This is a genomic window from Sphaerotilus sp. (assembly GCF_041083715.1).
Taxonomy (GTDB): Bacteria; Pseudomonadota; Gammaproteobacteria; order Burkholderiales; family Burkholderiaceae_C; genus Sphaerotilus.
Map to the genome: position 1 here is coordinate 1 of NZ_JBFPGY010000070.1, position 12,230 is coordinate 12,230.

Consider the following 12,230-nt stretch of genomic DNA (forward strand, 5'->3'; position numbering starts at 1 on the left):
GACCCAGCGCTCGCCGGGGCGCGTGCCCGGTTCCGCCAGCGGCGTGACCTCGATCAGGATGCCGCCGAGCTTGCGGTCGTCGCCGCGCAGCCACAGGTCGTTGGGCCACTTCAGGCCGATGTGCTCGCCCAGCGCTTCGGCCAATGCGAGGCCGACCGCCAGCGACAGCCCGCTCCAGTTGGCCGGGGCCAGCTTCAGCCCGAGCGAGAAGGTCAGCGCCTGGCCCGGCTGCGACCACCAGGGGCGGCCCAGGCGGCCCCGGCCGGCACTCTGGCGCTCGGCGACGAGCAGGCAGGGGGCATCCAGGCCCTGGCGGCCGCGGTCGAGCAGCAGTGTGTTGGTGGAGCCAGTCTCGGCCAGTACCTCGACGCTCAGGCCGGGGGCCTGCGGTTCCAGGTCTTGCCAGAGCGTTTCGGCGTCCCAGTGCAGCATGGTGGTGGTCGTGGTGGGGGGGGAGCGAAGGGGCGCCGGTTCAGCGCTTGGGGCCGAGCATCGTACCCCGGCAGTCTGGTGCACCGCAGCGACACGCGTAAGCTTTCTTCAGTTTCGCGGTGTAGCGTTCATCGATCACCAACCGGTAGTCGAAGAACAACTCCTCGCCGGGAACGATGTCGCGCAGCGCCTTGATGAAGATGCGACCGCCATCGTCTTCGGTCTCGCAGTTGGGCGCGCAGGCGTGGTTGATCCAGCGCGCCGCATTGCCACGGACGCCGCCATCGATCACATGCGTGTCATCGACGTGAAAGTAGAAGGTATGGTTCGGGTCGGACGGATCGTGCGGGTGGCGGCGCAGTGCTTCGTCCCATGGGATGACTTCGCCCTTGTATTCGATGATGATCTCGCCCGCCCGCAGCGGTACCTGCGCATAGACCCCCTTGCCATGGACGCCGGACCGCCGCACCTGCAGGCGGCGTTGTCCCGGTGACCGTGGAGGGGGCGGCGCGGTCGAATCTGGCAGCGGAGCAGACATGGCGGTGCGAGATTGGTTAGATTGGGGTGTGGGCGTGTGCGTGCCCGTGTGTGTGCGTGTACGCGTATAGCCGTGGATTGTAGGGAGCACCCTGACGCAGGGTCGGGTGCGCGTGTCAGTGCAAGCAGCGTTCTGCAGAGTTCGAACATCATGAGCAAATCTCTCGTCATCGCCGAGAAGCCTTCCGTCGCACAGGACATCGTTCGCGCGCTGACCCCGGTGTGCGGCAAGTTCGAGAAGCACGACGACCACTTCGAGAACGACCGCTACGTGGTCACCTCCGCCGTCGGCCACCTGGTGGAGATCAAGGCGCCGGAGGAATTCGATGTCAAGCGGGGCAAGTGGAGCTTCGCCAACCTGCCGGTGGTGCCGCCGCATTTCGACCTGGCGCCCATCGACAAGGCCAAGAGCCGCCTGAGCGCAGTCGTCAAGCTGGTCAAGCGCAAGGACATCACCGACCTCGTCAACGCCTGTGACGCGGGCCGCGAGGGCGAGCTGATCTTCCGGCTGATCGAGCAGTACGCGCTCGGCAGCAAGGTCGGCACCAAGCCCGTGCAGCGCCTGTGGCTGCAGAGCATGACGCCGCAGGCCATCCGCGACGGCTTCGGCAAGCTGCGCAGCGAGGCCGACATGCGCGGCCTGGCCGACGCCGCCCGCAGCCGCAGCGAGGCCGACTGGCTGATCGGCATCAACGGCACCCGCGCCATGACCGCGTTCAACTCGCGCGACGGCGGCTTCTTCCTGACCACGGTCGGGCGGGTGCAGACGCCCACGCTGTCGATCATGGTCGAGCGCGAGGAAAAGATCCGCAAGCACGTTGCCCGCGATTACTGGGAAGTTCGCGCCGATTTCGGGGCCGATGCCGGCGTCTACGAGGGCAAGTGGTTCGACCCGAAGTTCAGGAAGGACGACGACGCCGAGCGCCGCAGCGACCGCCTGTGGAACGCCGATGAAGCGAAAGCCATCGCCGACGCCGTGCGCGGCCAGTCCGGCACCGTGCGCGAGGAGGCCAAGCCGAGCACGCAGGCCAGCCCGCTGCTCTACGACCTGACCACGCTGCAGCGCGAGGCCAACTCGCGCTTCGGCTTCTCGGCCAAGACCACGCTGTCGATCGCGCAGGCGCTGTACGAGAAGCACAAGGTCCTGACCTACCCGCGGACCGACGCACGTGCGCTGCCCGAAGACTATGTCGACGTGGCGAAGCAGACGCTGGACATGATCGCCAGCGAAGACCTGCCCGGCCCGCTGCAGGACCTGGCCACCCACGCCCGCAAGGCGTTGAAGGCAGGCTATGTCAAGCCGACGAAGCGCATCTTCGACAACAGCAAGATCTCGGACCACTTCGCCATCATCCCGACGCTGCAGGCGCCGAAGAGCCTGAGCGAGATCGAGGCCAAGCTCTACGACCTGGTGGTCAAGCGCTTCATCGCGGTGTTCTATCCGTCGGCCGAGTTCATGGTCACCACCCGCATCACGCAGGTGACGGCCGCCGGGCGCGACCACCAGTTCCAGACCAACGGCAAGGTGCTGGTGAATCCGGGCTGGCTGGCGGTCTACGGCAAGGAAGCGGCGGGCGAGGACGCCAATCTCGTGGCCGTCAAGCCGGGCGAGGTCGTCACCGCCGACGCGCTGAAGATCGCCGCGCTGCGCACCAAACCGCCGGCGCGCTACAACGAATCGACGCTGCTCAGCGCGATGGAAGGCGCCGGCAAGCTCATCGACGACGAGGAGTTCAAGGCGGCGATGCAGGAGAAGGGCCTGGGCACGCCGGCCACGCGCGCGGCCATCATCGAAGGCTTGATCCTGGAGAAGTACATCCTGCGCGACGGCCGGGATCTGGTGCCGACCGCCAAGGCCTTCCAGCTCATGACGCTGCTGCGCGGGCTGGCGGTGGAAGACCTGACCAAGCCGGAGCTGACCGGCCAGTGGGAGCACCAGCTCAACCAGATGGAGAAGGGCCAGCTCAGCCGCGCCGACTTCATGCAGGGCATCGCCGACATGGCCCGGCGCATCGTCGTCAAGGCCAAGGAATACGACCGCGACACCATTCCCGGCGACTACGCGACGCTGGCGGCACCCTGCCCGAACTGCGGCGGCGTGGTCAAGGAGAACTACCGCCGCTTCGCCTGCACCGGCGCGGACGGCCACGGCGCCGGCTGCGGCTTCTCGATCGGCAAGATCCCCGGCGGACGCAGCTTCGAGCTGCACGAGGCCGAGGCCTTCCTGACCGACCACCGCATCGGGCCGCTGGAAGGCTTCCGCTCCAAGGCGGGCTGGCCCTTCACCGCCGAGCTGAAGCTGGTGCGCGACGAAGAGGCCGGCAACTGGAAGCTCGAATTCGATTTCGGCGACGACGCCAGGAAAGAAGCCGAAGAAGCCGAGGCGGTCGATTTCACGGGGCAGTCGGCGCTCGGTCGTTGCCCGAAATGCGGCAGCGCGGTCCACGAACATGGCACGAACTACGTCTGCGAGCATGCGGTCGGCACCACGGCGACCTGTGATTTCAAGACCGGCAAGATCATCTTGCAGCAGACCGTCTCACCCGAGCAGATGACGCTGCTGCTGGCCACCGGCAAGACCGCGTTGCTCGACGGCTTCGTCTCGAACAAGACCAAGCGCAAGTTCAAGGCCTTCCTCGTCTACGACAAGAAGGAAGGCAAGGTGGTGTTCGAGTTCGAGCCGCGTGCCGCCAAGGTGCCGGCGAAGAAGGCCGCCGCGAAGAAGACACCCGCCTGAGCTGCGGCGATCGCGTACAGCGACCGACCTGTCCTGCGCCTAAGCTCGGGCCATGTCGGTCGATCTCTTTCTGAAGCTGTTCACGCTGTTCGTCGTCGTGGGCATCGGCTATGGCGCGGCGCGTGCCGGGCTGACGGGCGGTGCCGTGGGGCTGCGCACGCTGTCGAACATCGGGTTCCTGGTGTTCGTGCCGGGGTTGCTGTTCCGTACCACCGCGACGGTGCGTCTGGCCGCGCTGCCGTGGCGGCTGCTGGCGGCGTTCTTCGTGCCGCTGCTGCTGTGGGCGCTGGGTGTGTGGGTCTGGCAGCGGCTGCACGGCGTGGCCGGAACGGACGATCCGGCAGCGCCTGCCACGCGTGCGGTGACGCTGAGCTTCGGCAATTCGGTGCAGGTCGGGCTGCCGTTCGCTGCGGCGCTGTTCGGCGAGGAGGGCTTGCGGCTGCACGTGGCGCTGGTCAGCCTGCATGCCATCCTGCTGCTCAGTCCCTTCACCGTGCTGGCCGAGGCCGCCCGCGCCCGCGCTGCCGCGCGCCATACCGGGGCCTGGGCGATCGGGCAGACGCTGCTGACCATTGCCCGCCAGACCTTGATCCACCCGGTGGTGCTGCCGGTGCTGCTTGGCATGGCGTGGAACCTGGGTGGGCTGGCGCTGCCGCAGTGGACCGACAGCGTGCTGCAGATGCTGGGACAGGGTGCGGTGCCGCTGTCCCTGGTGCTGATCGGCGTGTCGCTGGACCAGTACGGGCTGGGGCCGCGCTGGTCGGTGCCGGCGCGGATGGCTGCGCTCAAGCTCCTGCTGCTGCCGGCGCTGGTGGCGGTGTCCGGGGTGCTGGTGTTCCACCTCGATGGCCTGCCGCTGTCGGTGCTGGTGATGGCGGCGGCGCTGCCGGTCGGCAGCAATGCGCTGCTGTTCGCGCAGCGCTACCGCGTGCTCGAAGGCGAGGCGAGTGCGGTGATCGTGCTGTCCACGGCGGGATTCGCGCTGACGGCGCCGCTGTGGCTGAGTGCGCTGGCGTGGTGGCGCATGGCGGGTCGGTGAGGCTAGCGGAGCCGATCCAGGGGTGTGGCGAGCCCCCGGTACCGCAGCGGCACGGGCTCGATCGCGGAGGCGCGCAGCAGGTTCAGGAAGGGTTCCTGCGCCATCACCTCGAACGGCAGGCTGGCCTGCATCGCCAGCAGCGAGGGGTCGCTGGTCACCAGCACATGCGCCTTGCCGGCCATGCCCAGCTTCACGAACGCCAGACCGGCCGGTTCGAGCTTGCCGGGCGTTGCTGCGAGCGGCACCCGCACCTTGAGCACATAGGGCAGGTACTCACCGAGCATCTGCTGTTGCTCTGCCACCGAGAACGCCAGCGGTGCCTGGCCCAGCTGGCGGGTCAGGTCCACCAGCGTGTCGTGGCAGACCATCGGCCGACAGAAGCCGTTGCGCCAGGCCCGCCGCAGCCGCGTGGCCATCGGCCCGCCAAACACCAGCGCCGAGAGCACGACCGTGTTGTCGAGCACGACGCGGGGCGGGGGGCGTCCCTCCTGATCGAGCGCGGCCGTGCCGACAGCGGGCAGCGGCAGGGGGCTGGCAGAACGGGTGCGGGGAAGCGTGGGCATGCGGTGCACATGATCACCTCGCGGCGGCGGGGCAGGAACCCCCGCCGCCCCTCCAGCCAGGGGGCTTGTGCGAACATGCCTCGGCATTGCTGCACTTCAGTGCAGATCAGATCAGATCAGGTCAGGTCATACACATGGATCACATGGAATCTTCCCTTCGTCATCAGGATCAGGCGTGGCCGGACAGTGTCCGCCGTGTGCGCGATGTGCTGGCCGATCGGGGCCATCCCCACGCGCCGCGCATGCTCGGCGTGCCCGCCCGCACGGCGCAGGAAGCCGCCGACGCCTTGGGCGTGCAACTCGGTCAGATCGCCAAGAGCGTCGTCTTCCGGCGGCGTGCCGACGCGGTGGCCGTGCTGGTCGTGACCTCCGGCGATCTGCGCGTGGACGAACGCCAGGTCGCTGCGCTGGTCGGACCGATCGGGCGGGCGGATGCCGACTTCGTCAAGGCCCGCACCGGGTTCTCGATCGGCGGTGTCTCGCCGGTCGGCCATGTCACGCCACCGGTCGTGCTGATCGACCGCGCCCTGTTCCGGTTCGGGCTGATCTGGGCGGCTGCAGGGCATCCCAACGCGGTATTCCAGCTCGCGCCAGCGGAGCTGCCCGCACTGACCGGCGGTGCGCCGGTCGCCGATGTCACGCAGCCTGCACCCGCTCCGGTGGCGCGGCCAGCCAGTCCCTGCGTCAATGTCTGCCGCATGGATGCGCGCACGGGCTGGTGCGAGGGCTGTCTGCGCACGATCGCCGAGATCACGGCCTGGTCCAGGCTGTCGGCGGCCGAACGCGAGCCGATCTGGGCGGCATTGCCGGCCCGGCTGTCTGCCTCGAAAATTGACATTCATCATGATCAGGACTAACCCTGAATGCGTGAGTAATTCCGAATTTTTTCTGCATCGTGAAATAGAAGCTGCGGGTTGGTCTCGACTGCGTCAGTTTTTGTTGGTTATCCGTCAGGAAACCGTCAGAACCCGGTTCGACAGTGAATGCCTGCGCCGTGGTCGCGGCGCTGCTTTCTGGTCGAGGAGACAAACACATGTCCAGCATTCCCGTGAACGCTCGGGCCGCCGATGCACCGATGACGGCAGAGGAGAAGAAGGTCATCTTCGCCTCGTCGCTCGGCACCGTTTTCGAGTGGTACGACTTCTACCTGTACGGATCGCTCGCCGCGATCATCGCCAAGCAGTTCTTCAGCGGACTGGATCCGTCGGCTGCCTTCATCTTTGCGCTGCTGGCGTTTGCCGCGGGCTTCATCGTGCGCCCGTTCGGTGCGCTGGTGTTCGGGCGTCTCGGCGACATGATCGGCCGGAAATACACCTTCCTGGTCACCATCCTGATCATGGGCCTGTCCACCTTCATCGTCGGTGTGCTGCCCAACTACGCGTCCATCGGCGTGGCTGCTCCGGTGATCCTGATCTCGCTGCGCATGCTGCAGGGCCTGGCGCTCGGCGGTGAATACGGCGGTGCCGCCACGTACGTGGCCGAACACGCGCCGCACGGCCGCCGCGGTGCCTACACCGCCTGGATCCAGACCACCGCGACGCTGGGCCTGTTCCTGTCGCTGATGGTGATTCTGGGCACCCGCTCGGCCATCGGCGAGGAGGCCTTCGCCGACTGGGGCTGGCGCGTTCCGTTCGTCGTGTCGATCCTGTTGCTGGCTGTCAGCGTCTGGATCCGCCTGTCGATGAACGAGTCGCCTGCCTTCAAGAAGATGAAGGAAGAGGGCAAGACCTCCAAGGCGCCGCTGTCGGAGTCCTTCGGGCAGTGGAAGAACCTGAAGGTCGTGCTGCTGGCGCTGTTCGGCCTCGTCGCCGGCCAGGCCGTGGTCTGGTACACGGGCCAGTTCTACGCGCTGTTCTTCCTGACCAGCGTGCTGAAGGTCGACGGTCCCACCGCCAACATCCTGGTCGCCGCGTCGCTGGTGATCGGCACGCCGTTCTTCGTGGTCTTCGGCACGCTGTCGGACAAGATCGGCCGCAAGCCGATCATCATGGCGGGCCTGCTGCTGGCCATCCTGACCTTCTTCCCCCTGTTCAAGGCCCTGACCGAAGCGGCCAACCCGGACCTGGCCAAGGCGCAGGCCACCGCCCAGATCTCCGTCAAGGCGGACCCGGCGACCTGCTCGTTCCAGGGCAGCCCGGTGGCGCGTGAAGTCGACTTCACCAATCCCTGCGACATCGCCAAGCGTGCACTGGCCCAGAACTCGGCCAGCTACACGAACGAAGTGGTGGCTGTCGGCACGGTGACGACGATCAAGATCGGCGACAAGGAAATCGTGCCTCCGACCGGCGTGCTGATGGCTGGTGGGTACAAGTTCGACGACGCCAGCGGCAAGGCCATCGCGGCGTTCAAGAAGGACGTCGCTGCCGCATTGAAGGAGGCCGGCTACCCTGCCAAGGCGGATCCCGCGAAGATCGACAAGGTCAAGATCATCATGATCCTGGCGGTGCTGGTGATCTATGTGACCATGGTCTACGGGCCGATCGCCGCGATGCTGGTGGAGCTGTTCCCGACCCGCATCCGCTATACCTCGATGTCCTTGCCGTACCACATCGGCAACGGCTGGTTCGGTGGCCTGATGCCGACGATCGCCTTCGCGATGGTCGCCCAGAACGGCAACATGTACTACGGCCTCTGGTACCCCATCACGATCGCCGCCATCACCCTGGTGATCGGCATGCTGTTCGTGAAGGAAACCAAGGACACCGACATCTACGCCAACGACTGACCGGCCTGGTGAACGCCCGCTGCGGGTGGGTTCGGAGCGTGGTCAGGCTTCGATCAACCCCCAGCGCAGTGCCAGCAGCGTCAGCTCCGCCTGGTTGGCCGCTTCGAGCTTCTGCTTGACGTGGTAGAGGTGGGTGCCGACGGTGCTGGCCGAGAGGTTCAGATCGCCCGCGATGTCCTGCACCGAGCGGCCGCGGGCGAGCTGCACGAAGACCTCGAATTCGCGCGAGGACAGCCGGTCTGCCGGATTCTCGCTGCCGTCGATCGCCGCCAGCGCGAGCTGGCGGGCGATGTCCGCATCCAGCCAGCGCCGCCCCGCCGCCACCGCGCGGATGGCTTCCGGCAGGTTTTCCGGCGCGCTGCGCTTGGACAGAAATCCCATCGCCCCAGCATCGAGCGCCCGCCGCGCATGGGCGCTGTCGTCGTGGGCGGACAGCATCAGCAGCTTCAGCGTGCCGTCCCGTGCCCGCAGCCGCCGCAGCGTCTCCAGCCCGCCCATGCCGGGCATCGAGATGTCGAGCACCACCACGTCCGGCGCCGTGCTGGCCACGTTCAGCAGCGCCTGCTCGCCGCTGTCGGCTTCGCCGGCCACCACCAGGTCGGGGCACTCGCCCAGCAGCATCCGGAACCCCATGCGCACCAGCGCATGGTCATCGACCAGCATCACGCGGATCATGTCGTCTCTCCTTGTGGTTTGGCCGCGGTGCTGGTGTCCGTGTCATGGACCAGGGGCAGCCAGGCCTGCACGCGCGTGCCGCCTTCCGGTCGCCGCTGCACGCTCAGCCGCCCGCCCAGCGTGGCGGCCCGTTCGCGCAGGCCACGCAGTCCATAGTGCCCGCGGCGTGACCAGTCGTCAGGCAGGCCGCGGCCATCGTCGTCGACGGTGAGCTGCAGCGAGGTGGGATCGGCTTCGGCGCAGATCCGTACCCGGGTGCCGCCGCTGTGGCGCAGTGCGTTGGTCAATGCTTCCTGCGCGACGCGGTAGGCTGCGCGCGCCGGCTCGACCGGCAATGACTGGCTCTGCACCAGTCCGTGCAGGTTCAGCTCCAGCGTCATGTCGCCGTAGCGGCTGCGCGAGGCGTCGACCAGCTCGGTCAGGGCGTCCGCCAGCCCCAGATCGTCCAGTGCCGGTGGCGCCAGCCGCGGGATCAGGCCGTGCATGGCCTCGTAGAGCCGTGCCGCCTCGTCGGCGATCATGCCGGTGGCCTGGGCGCTGGTGGCGTCGCGGTCGCCGAGCCGGGTCTGCACCGTGCGTGCCAGCGAGCGGATGGCCGTGACCGACTGGGCAAATTCGTCGTGCAGCTCGCGGGCGATGGCGCGCCGCTCGGCCTCGGTGTGCACCTCCAGCCGGCGTGCGAATTCGCGGCTCTCCAGCAGCGTGCGCTCGGCTTCGAAGGCGCGCATCCGGGCCTCGATCTCGGCCTCGATGGCCTCGGCGAGCTGGTTGACGGCCTGTCCGATCACCGCTGCCTCGTGGCCAGGCAGTGCCGGCAGGCGTGCGGCGTAGTCGCCTTGCTGGAGCCGCGCAAGGCCTTCGACAATGGTCGGCAGCGGTTTGAGCGCCCGTCCGACCCCCCAGAACACCGCCAGGTTCAGCAGCAGCAGCACGGCCGCGCCCGTGCCGCCCAGCACCACGAACTCGTCCCAGCCATCCAGGATGGCGCGCGAGGGCTCCGCCTCCACCGTCAGCCGACCGCCCGGCATCTGGATCACCTGGCGCTGCAGTGGTGGCGAGACCAGCGTGGTGTACCAGTCGGGTGCGTAGCGGCCCTGCTTGTAGGTGGCCGGTGGCGAGGTGAACAGCACGTGGCCGTCGTCGGACTCGAAGCGGATGTCGTTGGCACGGACCCGGCCGAGCTGTTCCAGGAAGCGCACCAGCGCCTGCGGCCCGGCGCTGGTGTAGATCCAGCCCACACGCTGCAGCAGCTGCGAGGCCACGCGGTTGCCTGCGGTGATTTCCTCGCGCACGCTGCGGCGGGTGGCGTCGATCTGCAGCGCGATCACCGCCACGACGAACAGACCGATCAGCGCAGCGACGATCAGGTGGATCTGCAGGCGCAGGCTCGGGCTGCGGGGAGCGGGTACGGGCGAGGACATGGGCCGGATTGTCGGCGGCCCGCCCAGGTGCGCAAGGCGGTGCACTGTATCTTCGGTATCCGTCGGGACCATGCGGGGTGCTTTCATGAAAATCATGAGGCGTGAATCATGGGTGTGGCGACGACGGCGCGCCGGCCTGTCGCGACACTGGAGACTTCCAACCCCCACCCTGAAGGAGTTCCACGATGACCTGGCAAACCCCCACCGCCTGCGACTTCCGTTTCGGCTTCGAGATCACGATGTACGTCGCGGCCCGCTGATGATGAAACTGCGGGTGCTGGGCTCGGCCGCCGGCGGTGGCTTTCCGCAGTGGAACTGCAACTGCGCGCAATGCACGGCGGTCCGTGCGGGTTCACCGAGCCACCGCGCCCGCACCCAGTCGTCCATCGCCGTCGGCGGCCCGGACGACTGGCTGCTGGTCAACGCATCCCCGGACATCCTGACGCAACTCCAGCGCAGCCCTGCGCTGCAGCCCGCACGCGCCGTGCGTGACACGGGCATCGCGGGCGTGCTGCTCTGCGACGGGCAGGTCGACCACAGCACCGGCCTGTACATGCTGCGTGAACGCGGTGTGCCGCTGCCGCTGTGGACCACGCGCCCTGCGTTCGACGACCTGAGCGTCGGCAATCCGATCCTGCGCGTGCTGTCGCACTACTGCGGCGTGGCCTGGAACGAACTGCCGATCGACGGCACCGTGTTCACCATCCCCGGCGTTTCCGGCCTGCGCCTCACCGCGCTGCCGCTCGACAGCAAACCTGCGCCGTACTCCCCACACCGCGAATCACCCGTGCCCGGTGACAACATCGGCCTCGTGTTCGAGAACGTGGCGACCGGTCGTCGTGTGTTCTACGCCCCTGGTCTCGGCGAGATCAGCCCCGCCGTCTGGGAGGCGATGTCCACCGCCGACGTGGTGATGGTCGACGGCACCTTCTGGACCGACGACGAGATGATCCGCCTCGGGTTCTCGACCAAGACCGCACGCGACATCGGCCACCTGCCGCAGTCCGGCGCGGGCGGCATGCTGGAGTGGCTCGGCCGCCTGCCGGCGACGACGCGCAAGCTGCTCATCCACATCAACAACACCAACCCGCTCCTCGACGAAGCCTCGCCCGAGCGGCGCGCCGTCGAGGCGGCGGGCGTCGAAGTCAGCTTCGACGGGCTGGAGATCTCGTTTTGACCCCGTTCAACGCCCCGGCCGTGTTCCGCCCGCGTGATGCGGATGCTCCCGCCTGGGACGCCGCCACCTTCGAGGCCCACCTGCGCGAGCAGGGCAGGAGCTACCACATCCACCACCCCTTCAACGTCATGCTCAACACGGGCCAGGCGACGCCGGAGCAGATCCGCGGCTGGGTGGCGAACCGCTTCTACTACCAGATCGCGATTCCGGTGAAGGACGCGGCGGTGCTGTCGAACTGCCCGGACCGCGCCGTGCGGCGCGAGTGGATCCAGCGCATCCTCGACCACGATGGCTTCGAGTTCCGCGCGCCCGATGGCTCGGTGGTGCGCGACGAAGGCGGCATCGAGGCCTGGATCGGGCTGGGCCTGGCGGTCGGCCTGACACGCGAGGAAATCACCGACCTGCGCCACGTCGTGCCGGCGGTGCGTTTCGCGGTCGACGCCTATGTGAACTTCGCGCGCCACGCACCGTGGCAGGAGGCGGTCTGCTCCTCGCTGACCGAGCTGTTCGCCCCGGAGATCCACAAGCAGCGGCTGGCGACCTGGCCCGAACACTACGCCTGGATCGACGCCGAGGGTCTGGCGTACTTCCGCAACCGCGTCAGCCAGGCGCGGCGCGACGTGGAGCAGGGGCTGGCGGTCACGCTCGGCCACTTCCGCACCCGTGACCAGCAGGAGCGGGCGCTGGAGATCCTGCGCTTCAAGCTCGACATCCTCTGGTCGATGAACGACGCGATGGCGCAGCGCTACGGGGTGAACCCGTGAGCGGCGATGCCGGCACGATGCCCCGCGTGGCCCGCGGCTTCCGGCTGCAGTGGGAAGAGGCACAGGGCTGCCACGTCCTGCTCTATCCCGAGGGCATGGTGAAACTCAACCGCAGCGCGGGCGAGATCCTGACCCGCTGCACCGGCGCGGCCACCATCGC

The 12,230-nt window shown here is 68.0% G+C and carries 13 protein-coding genes; 8 read left to right on the forward strand and 5 right to left on the reverse strand.

Features of this window, described 5'->3' with window-relative positions:
• Window positions 1-432, reverse strand: a 432-nt coding sequence (locus tag AB3X43_RS03380) for a biotin--[acetyl-CoA-carboxylase] ligase (RefSeq protein WP_369428472.1), incomplete at its 3' end; no start/stop codon positions are given.
• A 40-nt stretch (window positions 433-472) separates the two neighbouring features.
• The gene (locus tag AB3X43_RS03385) at window positions 473-970 is read right to left on the reverse strand and encodes an SET domain-containing protein (protein WP_369428473.1); all 498 of its coding nucleotides are present in this window, start codon (window positions 968-970) and stop codon (window positions 473-475) included.
• 150 nt (window positions 971-1,120) lie between these two features.
• Between AB3X43_RS03385 and AB3X43_RS03390 the strand changes: the two genes are divergently transcribed.
• Together AB3X43_RS03390 and AB3X43_RS03395 are read left to right on the forward strand one after the other, a co-directional pair.
• Window positions 1,121-3,706, forward strand: a complete 2,586-nt coding sequence (locus AB3X43_RS03390; protein WP_369428474.1) for a DNA topoisomerase III — start codon at window positions 1,121-1,123, stop codon at window positions 3,704-3,706.
• 52 nt (window positions 3,707-3,758) lie between these two features.
• Window positions 3,759-4,745, forward strand: a complete 987-nt coding sequence (locus AB3X43_RS03395; protein WP_369428475.1) for an AEC family transporter — start codon at window positions 3,759-3,761, stop codon at window positions 4,743-4,745.
• Between the two features lie 2 nt (window positions 4,746-4,747).
• Here AB3X43_RS03395 and AB3X43_RS03400 read toward each other — a convergent pair whose 3' ends face one another.
• Window positions 4,748-5,308: a PIN domain-containing protein gene (locus AB3X43_RS03400; RefSeq protein WP_369428476.1), complete on the reverse strand. Its 561-nt coding sequence runs from the start codon at window positions 5,306-5,308 to the stop codon at window positions 4,748-4,750.
• 143 nt (window positions 5,309-5,451) lie between these two features.
• On the opposite strand from AB3X43_RS03400, the gene AB3X43_RS03405 reads away from it, so the two are divergent.
• Complete coding sequence (locus tag AB3X43_RS03405) at window positions 5,452-6,165, forward strand: YbaK/EbsC family protein (RefSeq protein ID WP_369428477.1); 714 nt, start codon at window positions 5,452-5,454, stop codon at window positions 6,163-6,165.
• Window positions 6,166-6,341: 176 nt separating this feature from the next.
• Window positions 6,342-8,033 carry an MFS transporter gene (locus AB3X43_RS03410; protein WP_369428478.1) on the forward strand — a complete coding sequence of 564 codons (1,692 nt, stop codon included), beginning with the start codon at window positions 6,342-6,344 and terminating at the stop codon, window positions 8,031-8,033.
• A 42-nt stretch (window positions 8,034-8,075) separates the two neighbouring features.
• On the opposite strand, the gene AB3X43_RS03415 is transcribed toward AB3X43_RS03410, so the two are convergent.
• Both AB3X43_RS03415 and AB3X43_RS03420 read right to left on the reverse strand, forming a co-directional pair.
• Entirely contained in the window at window positions 8,076-8,708 is a 633-nt protein-coding gene (locus AB3X43_RS03415; RefSeq protein WP_369428479.1) for a response regulator, read from the reverse strand.
• The gene (locus AB3X43_RS03420) at window positions 8,705-10,129 is read right to left on the reverse strand and encodes a sensor histidine kinase (RefSeq protein ID WP_369428480.1); all 1,425 of its coding nucleotides are present in this window, start codon (window positions 10,127-10,129) and stop codon (window positions 8,705-8,707) included. Before AB3X43_RS03420 ends, AB3X43_RS03415 begins: the two co-directional genes overlap by 4 nt.
• Window positions 10,130-10,314: 185 nt before the next feature.
• On the opposite strand from AB3X43_RS03420, the gene pqqA reads away from it, so the two are divergent.
• The 4 genes from pqqA to pqqD form a co-directional block, all read left to right on the forward strand.
• Complete coding sequence (gene pqqA / locus AB3X43_RS03425; protein WP_179636014.1) at window positions 10,315-10,389, forward strand: pyrroloquinoline quinone precursor peptide PqqA; 75 nt, start codon at window positions 10,315-10,317, stop codon at window positions 10,387-10,389.
• 2 nt (window positions 10,390-10,391) lie between these two features.
• Entirely contained in the window at window positions 10,392-11,306 is a 915-nt protein-coding gene (gene pqqB / locus AB3X43_RS03430) for a pyrroloquinoline quinone biosynthesis protein PqqB (RefSeq protein WP_369428481.1), read from the forward strand.
• A complete protein-coding gene (pqqC, locus tag AB3X43_RS03435; protein WP_473965053.1) occupies window positions 11,303-12,070 on the forward strand; it encodes a pyrroloquinoline-quinone synthase PqqC in 768 nt (255 codons plus the stop codon). The genes pqqB and pqqC overlap by 4 nt, the downstream gene beginning before the upstream one ends.
• A gap of 17 nt (window positions 12,071-12,087) precedes the next feature.
• A partial coding sequence (pqqD, locus tag AB3X43_RS03440) for a pyrroloquinoline quinone biosynthesis peptide chaperone PqqD (RefSeq protein ID WP_369428483.1) occupies window positions 12,088-12,230 on the forward strand: 143 nt, incomplete at its 3' end.

Excerpts from the sequence above, each read along its gene's own strand:
- AB3X43_RS03415 (WP_369428479.1), bottom strand. The coding sequence starts at position 8,708 with ATGATCCGCGTGATGCTGGTCGATGACCATGCGCTGGTGCGCATGGGG.
- AB3X43_RS03420 (WP_369428480.1), bottom strand. The coding sequence starts at position 10,129 with ATGTCCTCGCCCGTACCCGCTCCCCGCAGCCCGAGCCTGCGCCTGCAG.
- AB3X43_RS03385 (WP_369428473.1), bottom strand. The coding sequence starts at position 970 with ATGTCTGCTCCGCTGCCAGATTCGACCGCGCCGCCCCCTCCACGGTCA.
- AB3X43_RS03410 (WP_369428478.1), top strand. The coding sequence starts at position 6,342 with ATGTCCAGCATTCCCGTGAACGCTCGGGCCGCCGATGCACCGATGACG.
- pqqB (WP_369428481.1), top strand. The coding sequence starts at position 10,392 with ATGAAACTGCGGGTGCTGGGCTCGGCCGCCGGCGGTGGCTTTCCGCAG.
- AB3X43_RS03390 (WP_369428474.1), top strand. The coding sequence starts at position 1,121 with ATGAGCAAATCTCTCGTCATCGCCGAGAAGCCTTCCGTCGCACAGGAC.
- AB3X43_RS03405 (WP_369428477.1), top strand. The coding sequence starts at position 5,452 with ATGGAATCTTCCCTTCGTCATCAGGATCAGGCGTGGCCGGACAGTGTC.
- AB3X43_RS03400 (WP_369428476.1), bottom strand. The coding sequence starts at position 5,308 with ATGCCCACGCTTCCCCGCACCCGTTCTGCCAGCCCCCTGCCGCTGCCC.
- AB3X43_RS03395 (WP_369428475.1), top strand. The coding sequence starts at position 3,759 with ATGTCGGTCGATCTCTTTCTGAAGCTGTTCACGCTGTTCGTCGTCGTG.